The organism is Salinivirga sp. (assembly GCF_055145285.1).
In genome coordinates this window covers 86778-106098 of sequence record NZ_JBSRDC010000073.1, presented here as the reverse complement: position 1 = coordinate 106098, position 19321 = coordinate 86778, and the positions used below count along the sequence as shown (strand labels likewise).

The 19321-nt window shown below is 39.5% G+C and carries 9 protein-coding genes and 1 tRNA gene; 7 read left to right on the top strand and 3 right to left on the bottom strand.

All coding sequences use genetic code 11. From position 1 onward, the window contains the following. Positions 1-133: 133 nt before the first annotated feature. Both ACTB0Y_RS15650 and ACTB0Y_RS15645 read right to left on the bottom strand, forming a co-directional pair. The gene (locus ACTB0Y_RS15650) at positions 134-2053 is read right to left on the bottom strand and encodes a methyl-accepting chemotaxis protein (protein WP_463207773.1); all 1920 of its coding nucleotides are present in this window, start codon (positions 2051-2053) and stop codon (positions 134-136) included. A 204-nt stretch (positions 2054-2257) separates the two neighbouring features. Next, positions 2258-2971 carry a DNA alkylation repair protein gene (locus tag ACTB0Y_RS15645; protein ID WP_463207772.1) on the bottom strand — a complete coding sequence of 238 codons (714 nt, stop codon included), beginning with the start codon at positions 2969-2971 and terminating at the stop codon, positions 2258-2260. 81 nt (positions 2972-3052) lie between these two features. Between ACTB0Y_RS15645 and ACTB0Y_RS15640 the strand changes: the two genes are divergently transcribed. Both ACTB0Y_RS15640 and ACTB0Y_RS15635 read left to right on the top strand, forming a co-directional pair. Beyond that, a complete protein-coding gene (locus ACTB0Y_RS15640; RefSeq protein ID WP_463207771.1) occupies positions 3053-4831 on the top strand; it encodes a M14 family metallopeptidase in 1779 nt (592 codons plus the stop codon). 153 nt (positions 4832-4984) lie between these two features. Next, positions 4985-5058 (top strand) — tRNA-Arg (locus ACTB0Y_RS15635). A gap of 762 nt (positions 5059-5820) precedes the next feature. Here the strand turns inward: ACTB0Y_RS15635 and ACTB0Y_RS15630 are convergent. Further along, positions 5821-7227: an RNA-binding domain-containing protein gene (locus ACTB0Y_RS15630; RefSeq protein WP_463207770.1), complete on the bottom strand. Its 1407-nt coding sequence runs from the start codon at positions 7225-7227 to the stop codon at positions 5821-5823. Between the two features lie 757 nt (positions 7228-7984). Between ACTB0Y_RS15630 and nadB the strand changes: the two genes are divergently transcribed. From nadB to ACTB0Y_RS15605, 5 genes are all read left to right on the top strand, one after another. Beyond that, complete coding sequence (nadB, locus tag ACTB0Y_RS15625) at positions 7985-9532, top strand: L-aspartate oxidase (protein ID WP_463207769.1); 1548 nt, start codon at positions 7985-7987, stop codon at positions 9530-9532. Between the two features lie 462 nt (positions 9533-9994). After that, positions 9995-13600 carry a PAS domain S-box protein gene (locus ACTB0Y_RS15620; RefSeq protein WP_463207768.1) on the top strand — a complete coding sequence of 1202 codons (3606 nt, stop codon included), beginning with the start codon at positions 9995-9997 and terminating at the stop codon, positions 13598-13600. An 8-nt stretch (positions 13601-13608) separates the two neighbouring features. After that, entirely contained in the window at positions 13609-16353 is a 2745-nt protein-coding gene (locus tag ACTB0Y_RS15615) for a transporter substrate-binding domain-containing protein (RefSeq protein WP_463207767.1), read from the top strand. A 40-nt stretch (positions 16354-16393) separates the two neighbouring features. Next, positions 16394-16843 (top strand): response regulator, encoded by a 450-nt coding sequence (locus tag ACTB0Y_RS15610; protein WP_463207766.1) that lies wholly within the window; start codon positions 16394-16396, stop codon positions 16841-16843. Between the two features lie 125 nt (positions 16844-16968). Further along, positions 16969-19263, top strand: coding sequence for a hybrid sensor histidine kinase/response regulator (locus tag ACTB0Y_RS15605; protein WP_463207765.1), 2295 nt, complete (start codon positions 16969-16971; stop codon positions 19261-19263). Positions 19264-19321: the final 58 nt, after the last annotated feature.

Genomic DNA, 19321 nt, shown 5'->3' with positions numbered 1-19321 from the left:
TTTAATCAAATGTACACTTTGTGCTGGGGTTGCTTCACAACTTTACCATTGAAAGAATTCCAGTAAATGGCTGGAAATGAGAAATGAGGGTTTCGCTCAAAGCGAAGCCCTCATTATACACTTTCATCAAATGCTATTCTGTTTTATCATCCTCTTCATATTCATCGACTTTAAAGAATGAAATGGCTTCTTTCATCACCTGGGCCTGGCTGCTCAATTCCTCTGCACTTGTTGCGAGTTCCTCAGATGAGCTGGCGTTCTGCTGGGTTACATCGTTGAGTTGTTGTACTGCCTTGTTGATTTGTTCTGCTCCACCGCTCTGTTCGGTGCTTGCCGCATTTATTTCAGTTACCAGATTTGTTGTCCGCTCAAGATTGGGAAGCATTTTTTTCATTCGTTCGCCGGTAGTTACCGCCAGCTCTCTTGAGTTTTGGGTCAGACCTACAATTTCATCGGCTGCTATTTGACTGCGTTCTGCAAGTTTACGTACTTCTGCTGCTACCACGGCAAAACCTTTACCGTGCTCTCCTGCACGCGCTGCCTCCACGGCTGCGTTAAGCGCCAGGATGTTGGTCTGTCGTGCAATTTCATTGATAATGTCTATTTTCTCCGATATCTCTTTTGAAGCGTTTGCAGCCTCTTGAGACTTTTTACTCACTTCCTCAATGCCAGATGAAGCTTCGTTTGAGATTTGCTCAGTTTGTTTTGCATTGTCGTTATTTTGCTGAATATTGGCAGACATTTCCTCCATAGATGAGCTTACCTCCTCTACAGAGCTGGCTTGCTCTGAGGCGCCCTGGGCTATTTGCTGGGAGTTGTTGCTTACTTCATTGCTCGCACTTGCTATATTGTCGGCTTCATGAATGATGGTTTGGGTTATTTCCCTGAGTTTTGTAACCATTTTATTTAATGCATCTGAAAGCTGGCCCACTTCGTCTTTTTGATGGATGTCCAGTTTCACGTTCAAATCTCCATCGGCTATCTTATTGGCAAACTTTACACCTTGACTCATTGCGCCTGATATGGACCGACTAAGCATATAATTGATTAGTACAAATATGAGTACGCCAAAAATAATTGCCACAATCAGGGCATTACGCGTTTTTGTGATTATATCCATCAACTCTTCTTCGTATATACTCACCGAAACGTAGGCGTTAATTTTATCCAGGTATTTGAAATACTGAAATTTTTGACGACCTTCCCACATATATTTAGTCTTACCTTGATCTGAATTGCTGTTTTTCAGTTGTTTGAAAAATACCGCATTGGAATGGTTTTCCCCTTCGCTGGTGGGGTGAATGATAAATGTACCTTCATCGTCTACCATGAAAGGGTATCCTGATTCAAAATAGGTTTTGTTGCTAAATATTTGTTTAATTTGCTCCAGGTCTTTCTCTTTTACCCCCACGTAGAGTATGCCTTGAATGTTGCCGTCAACGCGGATGGGTTCGTAGGCGGTGAGGTACCAATCGTTCACCACAAAAGCTCTTCCCCTGAAGGTTTGTCCCCGCTCAATGGTTTCGATTACAGGGGAACCATTGGGTATAAAAGTTCCGGTTGCTCTTTTGCCGTTTTCTTTTCTAACGTTTGTAGCTATGCGTAAATACCCGCCATCAATCTTTTGAAACAAAGTGGCTGTATGATCTGTTAGCTCCTGAATTTTGTCAACTATTTGCGTATTGCCCTGCATCTTTTGACCATTGATTTCCCACAGGGGTACAGTAACTTTTTTTGAGCTTTTTGTGTTTTGATTGATGGCATTGTAAGTGGTAGTCTCTTCCTTAACATCAAGTTCCCCCAGGCTATAAAAATACTGGTGAGCTACCTTGAGGTCTGAATTGACCTGTTTCTGGTTAAGTTCAATCTGTACAGTAATGAATTTTGATAAATCTTGAACCTGCTCGGTCATTCGTATGTCGGTATCATGAATAATTTTTTCCCGCATGGTTTGGGTCATATATATTCCAAGAATGACCATAATTACAATAATGGTTGTGCTTAAAATAATATTAAGCCGGGTACCAATTTTTAAGTTGTTGATTTTTAACATATCGATCTGTTTTTACTTGGTTTATGTCTCGCTTGGTTGATTCCTTATTATGGATGCGTCGTTGACTTGAAATTACATAATTATGAAATATAATACAAACAAAAAAGGGTGTTTAAACCCTATTTTGTTTGACAATGAGGATGTATGGCTTTTTCTTTGGGTTTAACTGTAGATTGGGATGTCTTCAAAAAAACAGACTTGTTGCTAACCAGGGTTTTTCAGACCCGTATTTAATTTATTCCATACTTCTCTTTTTACCTGGTTGTGTAATTTTTTGTCATGAGTTATCATGAAATCCTCTACAGCTTTTTTATCTCTGCGAATCAATACGCGCAATGCCCACGATAAGGCTTTTATAATCATTGGACGATGATCATTTACAACTTTCCGGTACACCTCAATTGTGCGTTTCGAATCGCCTTTTCCACCTCTTGAGGCCTGATTCAGGGGGACTGTGCTTACAACAGCGCATCTTTTTAGCCATACATCGTCACTTTGAAGTAGGTTTTGGATATATTGATCATCAATAGTCCCAATTCTCCATAGCACACCAAGAATAAATGTACTGTAGGTGTCTGTTAGTACCCAGTTGTCAAGGCAAGCTGCAAGCTGTTCGGCTTCCTTTATGGTTAAAATGTTAATTACTTTTGGTTCTTTCTCCAAAAAATAGTAGGCCAGATGATGGCATTCATGGTAATGGGTTTGTGTGAGCGTGATGGCAAGTGCTGTTTTTTGCTGCAAAGTCCAACTATTTGTTAATTTTCGAACCTTATTAACTACTTTTTTAATATTCGGAGAGCTTACTCCAATTATTTCAAGTTTGCGCGGGAAATTACCCATTGCCGATGCTTTTCTTGCATTATCCTGCAAAGATTTTAGCTCATAAAGTATTTGATCTACCAACTTTGGAGTGTCCATTTTATTGCTGTTTGTCCGGTTTCGTACGATTTTTGTGTGTTTTTTTGAACACAATTTTAACTGTTTAAATTTATCAAAAAAATGATACGCGCAGCCCTTTTTTTACTATCCGTTACTCTATTGGGCGCCTGTAGCCCTCAAAATGAAAATGATTTTAATTTTCAGCTGCCCTTTGAGATTTCAGAGGGCAGTAAGACGGCTACTTACGAACAAACCCTTGAGTTTTGCGAATCTATAGCAAAAGCATCTCCACAGGTATTTTACACCTCTTATGGAGAGAGTGCTCAAGGGTACGAGCTGCCATTACTTATTGTAGATAAAGACGGGCTAAATGAGGCGGAATCTATCCGGGAGGCCGGCCGTACAATTCTATTTGTAGAGTCGAATATTCACCCCGGTGAACCAGATGGAAATGATGCTATGATGGTGTTACTTCGCGATATTGTTTTCGGAGAAAAACAGGCATTACTCGATAGTGTTTCCATCATGTTTGCTCCGGTGGTCAACCCCGATGGATTAAAGCGTTTTGGTGCCTATAACCGCATCAATCAGAATGGCCCCGAAAAAATGGGCTGGCGCACCAATGCACAAAATTTGAACCTCAACCGCGATTTTGTAAAAGCCGATGCACCGGCCATGCAAGCCTGGCTTAACATGTTCGATCATTGGCAGCCCGACTTTTTTATCGATTGCCATACCACTGATGGAGCCGATTATCAATACGTAATAACCTATATGCTCGAAGTGTTCGGAAATATGGACCAGGGGCTCACCCAATGGCAAAAAGAGGTGTATCTGCCATTTGTGGAGGAAGGTATGTTTAAGTCCGGGTATCCTATTTTCCCTTATGTGTCTTTTCGCAGTTGGCACGATCCGAGAAGTGGGTTGGTCACAAGGCCTGGCAGACCCATGCTTTCCCAAGGATACACAGCACTTAGGAATCGTCCCGGTCTGTTGATTGAAACGCACATGTTGAAGCCATACAAAGAGCGTGTGCTGGCTACAAAAAAAATGATAACATTGACATTGGAAAGGCTGAATGCACGTGGCGCTGAGCTTCGTAAACTCATAGCATCAGCAGATGAGGCTGTTCAGAAGCCTGCTTTTAGGGAAAAAACCTTTGCTGTAGCCTATCGCAATACACAAAAACACGATACTGTTGATTTTCTGGGTGTGGAGTACGATGTGGTAAAAAGTGACCTGACTGGTGGAGATTGGTTTCAATATCACAAGGGTGAGAATAAAACATTTCATTTGCCCTGGTACCGGTACCCCGAAGCCGCCAGGGAGGTTATGTTGCCCGGGGCTTATGCAATACCGGTCCAATGGCACACCATTATTGAGCGTTTGCGCCTACACGGAATAGAGATGAAACAAATTGAAAGTGAAAAAACACTGACCACGGAAACCTATTACTTTACGAATGTGGATTTTCGCAATCAACCCTATGAAGGGCGTATGCGCCTCAGTGATTTTTCTGTACATAAAAGAAAAGATAGTACTACATTTCCGGCCGGGACGGTTATTGTTCCTATGGATCAGCCTGCTGCACGCCTTATTGCCTGGATGTTGGAGCCCGAAAGCCCTGATTCTTTCCTGCAATGGGGCTTTTTCAATGCCATTTTTGAGCAGAAAGAATATGCCGAAACCTATGTGATGGAAGTAAGAGCCAGAAGAATGCTGGAAGATAACCCAGACTTACAGGCAAAATTTGAAAACTTTCTGGAGCAGAATCCTGATGTACGTAAAAGCTCCTGGGCCCAACTTAATTGGTTCTATAAGCGCACTAAATGGTGGGATGAAAAGAAGAACGTGTATCCGGTGAGAAGGGTAACGAAAGAAATTTCAGAAATTAAATAACAAATTTTAAAGAGGTGGTTGGTTGGTGGCGATTGGCTTTTTGGATGAAGACTGATGGCTTTTGGCTTGAATAGACTTAAAAACGACTTTTGTTTAAACTCCAATGAAAAATGATGTTTTTCAACGAAATTTATTAACTTTGCAGCCCTGAATGGCTCCGTAGTTCAGCTGAATAGAACGTCAGATTCCGGTTCTGAAGGTCGTGGGTTTGAATCCCGCCGGAGTCACCGAAAAGGCTTTTACCAAGTGGTAGAAGCCTTTAATTTTTTACGGAAATTTTTTTGCCTGTCAGCACGATAGGCGGGATCACGAGCGGGTAGTGGGTTTTGCTAGAGGGAGACGAGCTAATCCCGCCGGAGTCACAAAATTAGTTAAGAGGTTGAGTGTGAGTATTGAGTAAAATCGGTACTCACCTTTTTTATTTTAATGAGGCGGGATCACGAGCAGGTAGTGGGTTTTGCTTGAGGGTGTCGAGCTAATCCCGCCGGATTGACCGTAAAGGCTTTTACTAACTGGTAGAGGCTTTTAATTTTTATATGAATTTTCATTAAAGTTAGCCTGTTAGGCGTGATCACGAGCGGCATGTGGGATGGATTGCGGGAGACGAGCTTAATCCCGCCGGAGTCACAAAATTAGTTAAGAGTCCCGAAAAACTCAAATTTTTAATTTGAATCGTTTTTCGTGGATGCTCGAAAAAATGCAAAACAAGAGATTTTTTATTTTTCGGCATTTGAGTGTGAGTATTGAGTAAAATCGGCACTCACTTTTTTATTTTATGGAGACGGGATCACGAGCGGGTTTCAATATACAGCGAAAATTAGTTTTAATTCCGAAATCATTCCGAAATTTTTCAAATACTTGCCTCGTTTCTTCCTCTAAACTTTCACCTACCTTTTCACCTGATTTTTCGCTGCTGTAGGGTTGTTGCATTATGAATGTTGTATTTAATTGCATTATTCCACAGTTTATTCCACAGTTTATTCCACAGTTTATTCCACAGTTTTTACTTTCCAGCTACCTGTTTTTTTCGAGCCAATGCGGGCAATTTTCCCTTTCTTTTTTAAGTTATCAATGTTCCACTCAACACCACGTCTTGACAAGCCTGTTTCTTCAATAATCTGTTCTATGGTTATTTCTGGATTTTTTTTCATCAACTGAATAATTATCTGTGAACTTTTCTGTGAACTTTTCCCCGACGCTTTTTCATTTTCACCTACCTCTTCTTTTTCATCTTGTTTATACGAAAAATCAGCAGCTCTCTTTTCTTGCTCAAACACCAAAGCAAAACCGGCGCCTATTTTTTTATAAAATGGTTCGGGAAGTCCGGCTCGGGTGCAGTAGCTCATCATGTCTCTGATGCCACGCCCCCAGTTTTCGATGTATCCGGCACGAAAAAACACCCGTGCAATGTCGGGATTTGCCGGCACAGAGCTGTGTTTTTTCTTGAGTGTTTCCAGCGTCCAGCCTTCGGGCAGACGGCCACTGTTGTATATCATTAGCCAGCGGTCGTACACGCTTATTTGCACGGGCACGTTGCTGCTGTAGTCTTTGTGAATAATGGCATTCAGCACGGCTTCGCGCAGGGCTTTTTCCGGATAATCGTAAGTTTCTGTGCGGGTAATGCCTTCGTAGCCGATATTGGCTTTCATGTATTTGGTGGTGAGCAAATCTATGGTTTTTTCAACCTGCTCAATCAGGCTTCCCTCAATCACATCCTGATACATCAAATCGGCATGGGTGCGAAAGAAGCCAATTTTTACAAATGCACCGGTTATCAATTTTTCGGCATCTTTGCCAAAACATAAAACAGCCGCTCTCAGCAGTTGTTTTTTTTCGGTAAGTTTGAGTACTTCAAGAAGCTCTTCATTGCTGCCATTTATATCTTCATCGGGAATGCGTTTGCTCTTCTGTGCTTTTTTGCGAAAAATGGTAAAGGCATTTTCGGATAAATCGTCCATCGAAAAGTTCTCAGCATTTACACCGTCCCATTTTTTACCGCGTTTTGCCAATAGGAAATGCTCAAGAGCACCACCGCTAAGGTCTTGTATGGTACTACCCGAACGGTAATAAAAATGACCGTGAAAAGATACCGGTGTTTTAGAAGCTGACACAATGATTTCCAAATAACCTTTATTGCTTTCCTGTTTATGATTGATTTGTGGAATTAATCCCAGAATATCGCGTATTTTGTTGGGCAGGTCTTCCAGAAGTTTGGCATAATTATGAATACCCGTAACCTCTCCGTTGTCATTTACTCCAACATACAGCGTGCCTCCCTGAGCATTAGCAAAAGCACAAATTGATTTCAGAAAGGTATCTTTCCATATTTGCTTGAATTCGGTATGTTGATTTTCAACTTTTGGTTTACTGTCAGGTTTTTCCTTTCTCTTGATCATTTCCTGTTTTTTTCAGTGCGGTGGCTAAAATTATAAGCTTTTACAATTCTCATCAAATATAATACTACCTTGTGGATAAACAATGTTTAATTTTTTTTGCCATTTGTTTACAAATTGGCATGCATCAATATTGTATTTGCTTGTTTTAAAGTTTTTTATGTGTTTTATTTCGATGTTCCGCCGGAGCGACAAAGCAGTTTAGAGTCCCGAAAAACTCAAATTTTTAATTTGAATCGTTTTTCGTGGATGCTCGAAAAATTGCAAAACAAGAGATTTTTTATTTTTCGGCATTTGAGTGTAAGTATTGAGTAAAATCGGCACTCACTTTTTTATTTTATGGAGACGGGATCACGAGCGGCAGCGCTAATCCCGCCGCAAAATCAAAACTTTCTGTCCCAATATTGGGAAAATGGGAACTAACCATCTTTAAATACAATGTAAATCTAAAGGATTCCCACAACCAAACGCACAAGCCACTCAATGGTCTTCGGACGTGCAGAACCCGACATACATTCTAATATTCTGATATCCCGGTAGTTCTCTGAGCGGCTCTTTATGAAAAGTGTAGAGATTGTGTAAGTAATCTGTTTTTTTTTCGGGAATCTTGTCTAAATACCTATTTTTGCTTTTTAAAGTCATAGAGGCTAAGTGAATAAACCATAAGATGCACTATTTATGAGAAGTAGAAGTTGTGTGTCCGGGTTTGGGCGAAAATGGATTTTGGGAGCATATACTCATAAAAACAAAAAAGAAAAGAATGAGGGTTAAAACTGATTTTTTAATTATTGGTAGCGGGCTGGCCGGTTTAACGATGGCACTCAAAGCTGCAAAATTTGGGAAAGTAATACTTTTGTCCAAGGGTGCGATTGATGAAAACAATACAGTATATGCTCAGGGTGGAATAGCAGCCGTTGTTGCGCCCGAAGATAACTTTGAAAAACATGTTAAAGATACCATGATTGCCGGAGCTGGCATGTGCGATGAACACGTTGTGAGAAAAGTTGTAGCTGCTGCTCCGCCTTACATTAAAGAATTGGTAGAGTGGGGGACCAGCTTTGATAAAAAAAATACCGGAGATTATGATTTGGCGAAGGAAGGCGGCCATTCAGAAAATCGAATTCTTCATCATAAAGACAACACCGGGTATGAAATCCATCGGGCCCTGTTGGACCAGGTTAAAAATAATCCTTCCATAACCATATATGAAAAACATTTTGCCATTGACTTAATCACACAGCACCATCTGGGGCAATTGGTAAAACGCCATCACGCCGACACTAAATGTTATGGAGCCTATGTGTTAGATATTGAAAGTGGTGTAGTAAAAACCATGCTGGCCAAAACTACCATGCTGGCCAGTGGCGGTGCCGGTAACTTGTACATGAATACAACCAATCCGCTGTCGGCTACGGGAGATGGTGTTGCCATGACTTATCGAGCGAAAGGCATTGTAGACAATATGGAGTTTGTGCAGTTTCATCCCACATCATTATACAATCCGGGAGAAAGACCTGCCTTCCTGATATCTGAGGCTGTGCGAGGTTTTGGAGGTATTTTACGCACGCTCGATGGCAAAGAGTTTATGCACAAATACGATGAACGGGGATGCCTTGCTCCGCGAGATATTGTCGCAAGAGCCATCGACAATGAAATAAAAGCCAGTGGGGACGACCATGTGTGGCTCGATTGCTCACATTTAGATTCAGAAAGCCTAATGGAGCACTTCCCAAATATTCACCAAAAATGTTTAAGCCTGAATATCGATATAACCAAAGACCCAATACCCGTGACACCGGCTGCTCATTATATTTGTGGGGGTGTAAAAGTTGACCTGAATGGAAGAACTTCCATCAATAATTTGTATGCCGCAGGTGAAACTTCCAATACCGGGCTTCATGGAGCCAATCGACTGGCATCTAATAGTTTGCTGGAGGGCCTGGTCTATGCCAACTGGGCTGTTGACGATGCGGCCAAAAATATCAGTAATATTGAAATTAATGATGCCATTCCGGACTGGAACGATGAAGGGACCTCTCATCCCGAAGAAATGGTGCTTATTACGCAAAGCCTTAAAGAAGTACAGCAAATTATGAGTGTGTATGTGGGCATTGTACGTAGCGAAGTTAGACTTCAGCGCGCTTATGATCGATTATGGACTATTTACAATGAAACCGAGTCGCTTTATAAAGAAACCACAATTACGAAACCCTTGTGCGAATTACGTAATATAATTAATGTGGCCTATCTCGTTATTAAACATGCTTATTCGCGTAAAAATAGTGTGGGGCTGCATTACATTAACTAACAATCGTTAAAGTTTTCTTCATTTAAGTTTCGTGCCTAACAAATCGTTGATTTTAAGCTGTATAATCAGCGAATCTATGTTTTTCCTTACACCATCGCCAATGAATACTTCACTAATCCTCTTTTAACCCTCCACTCGCGGCGAAAATTTCATTTCTGAAATTTTATTTGCCAGAATGCCAGGCTTAACAGCCTTTTTGTATTATTATATGTGAACATTATTTTTTTTGATGTAACGCTCTTAATGTTTCAGAAAAAGTCAGGAGAATTTATTTTTAGTTATAGCCTTTCTCGAATAACATCAAAGTAGCTGCACAAACTAAAATATTCTTGTTAAATTAGTTACTTAATTGTTTAATAATAGATAAAATCTTGTGTTATATGAGACCCCGAACTCAGAACTTTTATGAGTCGTTTTCGTTAATATGGTATAGATATACAGGCTTTATACATTGGAGGTTATATGGGTTTACCGTTCTTTAATAAATTGAAAAGCGAGAACAAGGATTTAAAAATCAGAATTTATGAATTAGAGCGCAGTTTAGCGCAATACAAAGCACAAGATGGTCCAAATGAAAAGGAAGAACTTGAAGCTATAAAAAACTCTTTGCCCTTTAAAAGAACTACAAAACAAAATACCCCAACCTATGATGTCTTCACCGGTTTAAATAAAGAGGGCTTGATTATAAAAACAGTTGGCCCGGATCAGTTAAAAGATATTTGTGCTGATTTTATTGATCTACTTGAAACTTCTGCTGCAGTTTTTGAACTAAACGGAGATTATGCCTTACGCCTGATTTCTTCAGGATGGTATGGATTGATGAATGAGGCTTCCAGGAAACTACATAATGACGACAATAAACAGGAACCCAATGAAAATGCAGCATGGTTATGTCATGAATCATATTGGAAAGATGTAGCCCTTCAATGTATTAAAAAGCGGGAACCTGTAGATTTAAAATGCCCTGGAGGTATGGGTTTATATGCGGTTCCGGTAATTGTTAATGATGAAGTCCCCGGAGCCATTAGTTTCGCATATGGTAACCCTCCGAACAATGATGCAGAACTAAAAAAACTATCGGAAGAATTTCATATACCGCTCAAAAAGCTCAATAAACAGGCAACTGCATATCAACGCAGGCCCTCTTTCATAATAGAATTGGCTAAAGAGCGTGCCAAAGAATCAGCAGCAAAGATTGCCTATGTAATTGAAATAAATCAAATTAACGAACAACTGAAAGAGCGCATTAAAGAATTAAAATGCCTTTATACAATTGCAAATATATCCGAAACTTCTGGGATATCTATTGATGCGTTTTTACAAAAATCAGTGGCGTTTATTCCTAATGCCTGGCAATATCCTGAGGTTAGCCATGCCAGAATAAAATTGGGAAAAAAGGTGTATGTGTCTGCAAATTTTCGTGAAAGTAAATGGAAGCAGGAAGCAGATATTAACATAAACGACAACAAACATGGAAGCCTGGAAGTTTTTTACAGTGAGCAAAAACCCGCCGAAGCTGAAGGCCCTTTTTTACAGCAGGAACGCACACTGATAGATACACTTGCCAGAAATATAAGTCTTTACGTTACCCGTAAAAAGGCCGAAATAGAAAAGGATGAAAGCGAAGAGCATTTGCAAATAACACTTAATTCTATAGGAGACGCGGTGATATCTACTGATGTAGATGGGCATGTGAAGCAATTAAATCCAGTTGCCCAAAAACTTACAGGCTATAGCTGTGAAGCCGCTAAAGGAGAACACATCGATCGTATTTTTAATATATATAACACTCAAACTGGAGAAAAAGTAGAAAATCCAGTAAAAAAAGTCTTAGAGATCGGTGAGATGGTCGGATTGGCCAATCACACAAAATTGATTTCCAGCCAGGGCGAGGTCTATCAAATAGCTGATTCCGGTTCACCCATAAAAAATAGCGACGGTGAAATTGTTGGTGTAGTGCTTGTTTTTAGAGATGTTACTGAGGAATACTCAATGATTGAAAAGTTGAAGGAAAGCGAGCAGAAATACCGTACCATTTTCGAGAATACCGGAACAGCTACTTCTATTATCGAAAAAGATGGCACCATATCATTGGCTAATAGAATGTTCGCAAAATTGGCCGGATATTCTTTGAAGGAAATAGAGCACAAAAAAACATGGATGGATTTCGTTGTGCCCGAAGATTTAGCAAGAATGCGCGAGCAGCATGAGTTGAGGCGGAAAAACCAACAAGAAGCCCTTACGGAATATGAATTTCAATTTATAGATAAAAAAAATCGCAGAAGAAATCTTTTTTTAACCGTAGAAATGATTCCCGGCACTGATAAGAGTGTGGCTTCTTTATTGGACAACACGGAGCAAAAGGAGGCAGAGGCCAAGCTAGAAAAAAGCAGGGAGCAATACAGGTTAATAGTAGAAAACCAGACAGATTTGGTTATTAAAATTGATTCTGAGTGGCGTTTTTCATTCGTTAGTCCATCGTATTGTAAATTGTTTGGGAAAGATAGGGATGAGCTGTTGGGCAAGTATTTTATGTCGCCTGGTCATGAGGAAGACCGTGATTCGGTAATTCAGGCAATGGAAAAGATTTATACACCACCAAATAAAGTATACTTCGAAGAAAAAGCATTGACGCCGGGTGGAGAAGTGTGGATAGCCTGGAACTATTCTGCCATAAAAAATAAAAGTGACAACATAACAGAAGTTATAGGCATAGGCAGAGACATCACAGAGCAAAAAAAAGCAGAAGTGGCTATTCATGAAAATCGTCGCAGATTAAATACTTTGCTGGACAATTTGCCTGGTATGGCCTATCGGTGTAAAAACGATAAGTATTGGACCATGGAGTTTTTAAGCTCCGGTTGTAAAGATTTAACGGGTTATGATACTGATGAGATGCTCCACAATGCAAAAGTTGCCTATGCAGATCTCATTCACCCCAATGACAAAGAAATGGTTTATGAAAAAACTCAGGAAGCTGTAAACCTTGCACAGCCTTTTGTGATAGAATACCGAATAAAAGATAAAAACGGCCGGGAAAAATGGGTGTGGGAACAAGGCAGAGAAATTCATTATGATTCAGAAGCAGTAGGCTTTATAGAGGGAATTGTAATGGATGTTACCGAACGGAAAATAGCCCAGCAAGACCTGGAGCATTCTCATAACTTAATGCGGTATATTATTGAACATTCCAACAACAGTGTAGCCGTGCACGACAAAAATCTTAACTACATTTATGTGAGTCAACGCTATATTGAAGAATATAACCTGCAGGGAAAACCAGTTATTGGCCGCCAATTTTACGATGTGATACCCTATATACCGCAAAAATGGAAAGAAGTTCATCAAAGGGCCCTTGCCGGAGAGGTATTAAGTGCCAACCGTGATGTTTTTATTAAGCCGGATGATGAAACAGCGTATACACGATGGGAGTGCCGGCCCTGGTATAACAAAGCTGGGGCTGTTGGTGGTATTATTGTGTATACCGAAAATATTACAGATTTAGTTAAAAAAGAAATCGACCTTCAACAAAACTCAGAACGTCTGGAAAGGGCAGAAAACAGTGCTGAACTGGGGAGTTGGGAATACAATATAGAAAATAAAGAGAACTGGTGGTCGAAACAAATGTATCGGATGCTCGGATTCGACCAAACAGATAACGTACCATCTTATGAAGATATTTTAAAACATATTCATCCAGATGAGCAGCCGTCTATTAAGAAAGCCCTGGAACAAATCTTAAAGGGTGAAATGCCATCTGCTGTTGAGTTCCGGAGCAATCCACATTACGGACCCATAAGAATTTTTGCTGTTACAACCAACGCAGTTGAAGATGAGAATGGAAATATTATTAAAATTACAGGTACAATATTAAATATTACTGAGCGAAAAAAAGCTGAGGAAGAACTAAGATCATTAAAAGAAAACCTTGAAAATGAGGTGCAGGAAAAAACAAAAGAGATGAAGGAGCGCGTCAAGCAACTGGAACGCTTCCAGGAGGCTACTATTGAAAGAGAATTCCGGATTAAAGAATTGCGCAACGAGTTGGAACAGCTAAAAAGCAAATAAATAAGGCAATGCAATTTATAAATGCTAAATACATCATATTATTTTGGTTAACCCTTACCCACACTGGTTTATTTGGCCATATTACGCAAAACTCTCAGGCAAATGACACCATCGTCATTGCCTCTGAACCCGATTATCCCCCATATTGCATTGTTGATGAAAGCGGACAGGCAGATGGGTTTTCAGTAGACCTTTTCCGGGCAGCAGTAGATGCAGTTGGATTAAATGTTAAAATTAAAATAGGTATCTGGAATCAGATTAAAAACGATTTGGCGCGGGGCAGATTAGATGCATTACCTTTAGTTGGCAGAACCCCGGAGCGCGAAGAGTTTTTCGATTTCACTATGCCCTATCTTTCACTCCATGGGGCTGTTTTTGTAAGGGACAAAACCAAAGGTATCAATTCGCTGGATGACCTGTACGGAAAAAAAATTGTTGTTATGCAAGGCGATAATGCCGAAGAATTTGTTCGACGAGAAAAAATTTCTGATAAAATCTATACAACCAATACCTTCGAAGAAGCTTTTGTTGCATTATCTCAAGGAAAATATGATGCAGTTATTACACAACGTATTACAGGTTTACATTTGCTCCAGGAGCTTGGAATAGAAACCATACATCCACTTGACTTTACATTATCTGAATTTCGTCAGGATTTTTGTTTTGCGGTGCAAGAGGGTAATGAACAATTACTGAACAAACTCAACGAGGGGCTGTCAATAATTATAGCAAACGATACTTACGATAAAATTAAATTGCAATGGTTTGGGCCCGACAGACCCAAAGATATAAACCTGTGGCGAGTGTTGCTCATATTGCTTTATATTATCGTGCCTCTGGCCATTGCTACCGCTGTTTTTTTTATTTATTATCTCAGGCGAATAGTAAAAGAAAAAACAAAAAACCTAACCGATGAAATTACCGACCATAAAAAAACCATGCAAACGCTGCATAAACAGCAGGAGGTGTTAACAGAGATGGAACGTGTAACCAAGGTTGGTGGCTGGGAATACGATTCATTTACGGAACAAATAACCTGGACAAAAGGCGTGTACGATATTTATGGAGTTTCTCCGGATGAATTTGATATTTCAGACATAAAAAAGGCTATAAGCTACTATCATACAGAAGATCAAAAACTATTGGAGAAGGAATTTAATAAAGCTGTGAATCATGGTATACCCTACAGCCTCAATTTACGCTTAATTAGCGCCGATGGAAAAGAAAAGTGGGTCAGTACATCTGGCCATCCTGTTGTCGAAAACAAGAAAGTTGTAAGGGTATACGGCCATATAATGGATATTACGGCACAAAAAAGATCAGCTGATGAGTTAAAACAACGGGTTAGTGAGTTAACCGCTATTCATAATGCCAGCCATTTGTTACAAAAGATAAAAACACTCGATGAGCTGGCCTATCAACTGATTAAAGTGCTGGAGAGCATATTAAATTACGACAATAGTGCAATATTATTAATTGATGAGGAAACAGAAAAGCTGCATCCCTTTGCCATTTCTGACCTGGGCAAAGGGAGAAACTTTATTCCAATAGATAAAGCATATATTGAATCGAAAGCACCAACTGTAGGCAAAGGTATTACAGGCTGGGTGGCGAAAACTGGTGAAAGTCTCCGAATAGATGATGTAACTAAAGATGAAAGATATTTTGGACTTAGGGAAGATATAAAATCAGAGTTGTGTGTACCATTGAAATTGGGCGGGAGAACCATTGGAGTAATTAATGTTGAAACCACCAAACCGGGAGCCTATAATGAGTCTGATCAGAAAATGCTCGAAACCATTTCAGCCTCTATCGCTATAGCCATTGAAAACACCAAACTTTTAAGAAACCTGCAGCAAGAAATAGACCAGCATAAACAGACAGAAGAGGAACTGAGGGCATTAAAAAACAGGTTGGAGGTAGCTGTTGAAGAAAGAACAAAAGAACTGAATGATAAAGTTTACAAACTCGACAGAAGTCAAAAGGCCATGCTCTACATGGTAGAAGATTTGAATAAAATGACCAGCGAATTGAAAGAGCAAAGCCGTAAGCTGGAACTTTCAAACAGTGAACTGGAGGCTTTCACTTATTCCGTATCTCACGACCTAAGGGCGCCTTTGCGGGCCATCAACGGGTTTGCCAGATTTCTAATGGAAGATTACGAGGCCAAATTAGATGATGATGCAAAACGCTATATTCAAACCATTATGGATAGCGCTACCCGAATGGATAAATTAATAAGTGATTTGTTAAACCTTTCGCGGGTTACAAGAACCAGGTTGCAGGCAACTGAAGTTGATATGGAAGCAACAGCACTATCTATGTACAATGAAGTAGCAACCCACGAAGAAAAAAAATCTTTTGAGCTTCATGTCAATGAAACCCCGAAAATTATTTCCGACTCAGGTCTGATAAAACAAGTTTGGCAAAATTTATTGAGCAATGCATTGAAATACAGTGCAAAATCGAAAAATAAAAAAATAGAAATCGGCGGATACAAAAACAAAGACGAAGTTGTGTATTATGTAAAAGATCATGGTGCCGGGTTTAATGCCGCTTACGAAGAAAAATTATTTAGAGTTTTTCAGCGGTTGCACACTGAAGATGAGTTTAAAGGAACAGGCGTAGGGCTTGCCATAGTGCAGCGAATTATCCATAGGTTAGGCGGTCGCGTTTGGGCAGAAGGCAAAGTAAACCATGGCGCAACATTTTACTTCTCATTGCCCACGAAAGAAAATAATCAACAGGCATGAATATTTTTTTAACTTCGTAATGGATTAAAAGCCAATCAATATGGAAAAGTTTTTAGAGACTGAAATTCTCCTTGTCGAAGATAATAAGAATGATGCAGAGATGGCCATGAGAGCCTTTAAGAAAAACAACCTCACCAACAAAATTTATGTTGTTGAAGATGGTGAGCAAGCGCTGAATTTTTTATATGCTGAGGGAATTTTTGCAGACAGGAAAAACTCGCAGAACCCCAAAATTATTTTACTCGATTTACAATTACCCAAAATCAATGGTCTCCAGGTACTAGAAAAAATCAAATCAGATCCTGAAAAGCAGGTCATCCCGGTAATTGTTTTGACATCATCAAAAGAAGAAAAAGATATTACCGAAAGTTATAAATTAGGCGTAAATAGCTATATTGTAAAACCTGTTGAGTTTGATAAATTTGTAGATGCAGTTAGAGGTCTTGGCTTTTACTGGCTTTTATTAAACCAACCGCCTTTAATCGATTAGTTTTGAGCATTTTTTAAACAATTAACCATGAATATTTATCATTACCAAAAAATATAGAAGGGTAGAACAGGAGATTTGCAAGCAAAAGGAGCAGGAGTGTAACCAACTAAAATTATACTTTTCAGATGATAGAAAATAATCAAATAAAGATTCTGTTTGTCGAAGATCTGTTAACAGATTTTGAATTGGCTGTTCGTGTTATTAAAAAAGAAAACATCGACTTCGCATACAGATTGGTAGATGAAGAAAAAGAGTTTAGAGAAGCGCTCACCGAATTTGAACCCGACATAGTGGTGTCAGATTATATAATGCCCACTTTTGATGGGATGAAAGCCTTACAAATTACACGCACTTTGAATGAATTTATTCCGTTTATTATACTCACAGGCTCCATGAACGAAGAAACTGCAGTGACGTGCATGAAAGCCGGTGCCAACGATTATGTATTAAAGGAAAAAATAAAGCGATTGCCTTTTGCAATTCTGGAAGCTTTGGCGCAAAGTAAAATACGAAACGAAAAAACACAAATAGAAGGTCAACTCAGTCTAAGCGAACAAAAATACAGGTCGTTGATAGAAAAATCGGTAGATGCTGTATACTTATTGTACAATCGCAAGTTTGAAATAATTAATCCAGCATTCGAAGCAATGTTCGGTTATGCATTAGAAGAAGTGAATCAACCGGATTTCGATTTCATCAATCTCGTAGCTCCGGAAAGTAAAAATTATATTGAGGCAAGGCTGAAGAAAATCAGGGCGGGCATTCCAATGGATTTGCATTATGAGTTTACTGCTGTTACAAAATCTGGCGACAAAAAAGATGTAGAAGCTTCAGTTGCCTACATCGACTACCAGGGCGGTAAAGCCGTTCAGGGAATCATCAGGGATATTACAGAAAGAAAAGCAACAGAAAAAAGACTTAAACTTTTAAGCAGGGCAATTGAACAAAATCCTGTGGCCATAGAAATTACAGATAATAAAGGTATAATTGAATATATAAATCCCGCATTTGAGCAAATTACCGGCTATGCTCCTGATGAGATTTTGGGAAAAAGCTCCAGATTGCTTAAATCCGGTTATCATCAAAAGGAATTTTATGAAAAGCTCTGGAAAACAATTCTTTCCGGTAAAGACTGGGTAGGTGAACTTAGAAATAAGAAAAAAACAGGTGAGCTATATTGGGAAAATGCATCCATTTCGCCAATTGTTAATGATAAAGGGGATATCACACATTTTGTAGCGGTTAAAGAAGATATTACCGAGAAAAAGAAAATGATAGCGGATTTGATAGCCGCCAAAGAAAGAGCAGAAGAAAGCGACAGTTTGAAATCTTCATTTCTAACCAACCTGAGTCACGAAGTACGCACACCTCTTAATGGGATATTAGGTTTTACGGCCCTGTTGCGCAAGCCGAATTTAACTACTAAAGAAACCGATAAATATGTGAATATCATTGAGCAAAGTGGTGATGCTTTACTCAATACAATCCATAATATTTTGGAGCTTTCGCAGCTCCATTCGAATCAGATAACGGTAAAACCTGCTGTTTTCTCATTAAATGAAATGCTTGGTCATGCCCTGGAAAAGCATAACAATATTTTTAATAAGACTGATATCACATGGGAGTTGAACAATAAAATTAACGACCAAAATATTTACATCGACACAGACCAAAGTTTACTGTTGACCACCCTCGGCCACATTATAAAAAATGCTGCAAAATATACACAAAGTGGAAGTGTACAACTTATAGCAGACCGGTCTGAAAAAGGGCTGGAGCTAAAAGTGAAAGATACAGGAGTGGGCATACCTGAATCGTCGAAAGATAAAATATTTGCCAGCTTTGTGCAGGCCGATATGAGTACAAAACGTATCCACGAAGGACCCGGTATCGGGCTTACAATTAGCAAAGGCTACATTGAATTACTTGGCGGGCAGATTGAGGTGTGGTCGGAAGAGCAAAAAGGAAGCGAATTTACATTAGTGTTACCTGATGAAATTATTGTTGAATCAGAAACGAAAAAACCGGCAGATGAAAGTACGCATCAAGCGGCAAACGACAAGGTTGCTTTGGTTGTAGAAGACGATAAAATAAGTTTTAAGTACCTCGAAATACTATTGCTCGAACTTGGATTTAACACATTGCAGGCAAAAGATGGTTTTGATGCCATAAGGGTTTATGAGCAAAATTCGGATATAGATTTAATTGTGATGGATATTAATTTACCGGGGCAGGATGGACTCACTACCACAAAACTAATCAGGAGATTAAATAAACAGGTACCCATCATTGCTCAAACTGCTTATACAGACGAATTTAATAAGGAAGAAGCTCAAAAAGCGGGCTGCAGCGATTTTCTTAACAAACCAGTCGATAAGAGCGACCTGGAAAGCAGCATACGAAAATTTTTATCGTTATAGCAATGAGCGAGAACCTTTAGCTCATGACCGAAGGGAATAATCGCTCAATTTGGGTTAA

Excerpts from the sequence above, each read along its gene's own strand:
- ACTB0Y_RS15615 (WP_463207767.1), top strand. The coding sequence starts at position 13,609 with ATGCAATTTATAAATGCTAAATACATCATATTATTTTGGTTAACCCTT.
- ACTB0Y_RS15640 (WP_463207771.1), top strand. The coding sequence starts at position 3,053 with ATGATACGCGCAGCCCTTTTTTTACTATCCGTTACTCTATTGGGCGCC.
- ACTB0Y_RS15610 (WP_463207766.1), top strand. The coding sequence starts at position 16,394 with ATGGAAAAGTTTTTAGAGACTGAAATTCTCCTTGTCGAAGATAATAAG.
- nadB (WP_463207769.1), top strand. The coding sequence starts at position 7,985 with ATGAGGGTTAAAACTGATTTTTTAATTATTGGTAGCGGGCTGGCCGGT.
- ACTB0Y_RS15650 (WP_463207773.1), bottom strand. The coding sequence starts at position 2,053 with ATGTTAAAAATCAACAACTTAAAAATTGGTACCCGGCTTAATATTATT.
- ACTB0Y_RS15605 (WP_463207765.1), top strand. The coding sequence starts at position 16,969 with ATGATAGAAAATAATCAAATAAAGATTCTGTTTGTCGAAGATCTGTTA.
- ACTB0Y_RS15645 (WP_463207772.1), bottom strand. The coding sequence starts at position 2,971 with ATGGACACTCCAAAGTTGGTAGATCAAATACTTTATGAGCTAAAATCT.
- ACTB0Y_RS15620 (WP_463207768.1), top strand. The coding sequence starts at position 9,995 with ATGGGTTTACCGTTCTTTAATAAATTGAAAAGCGAGAACAAGGATTTA.
- ACTB0Y_RS15630 (WP_463207770.1), bottom strand. The coding sequence starts at position 7,227 with ATGATCAAGAGAAAGGAAAAACCTGACAGTAAACCAAAAGTTGAAAAT.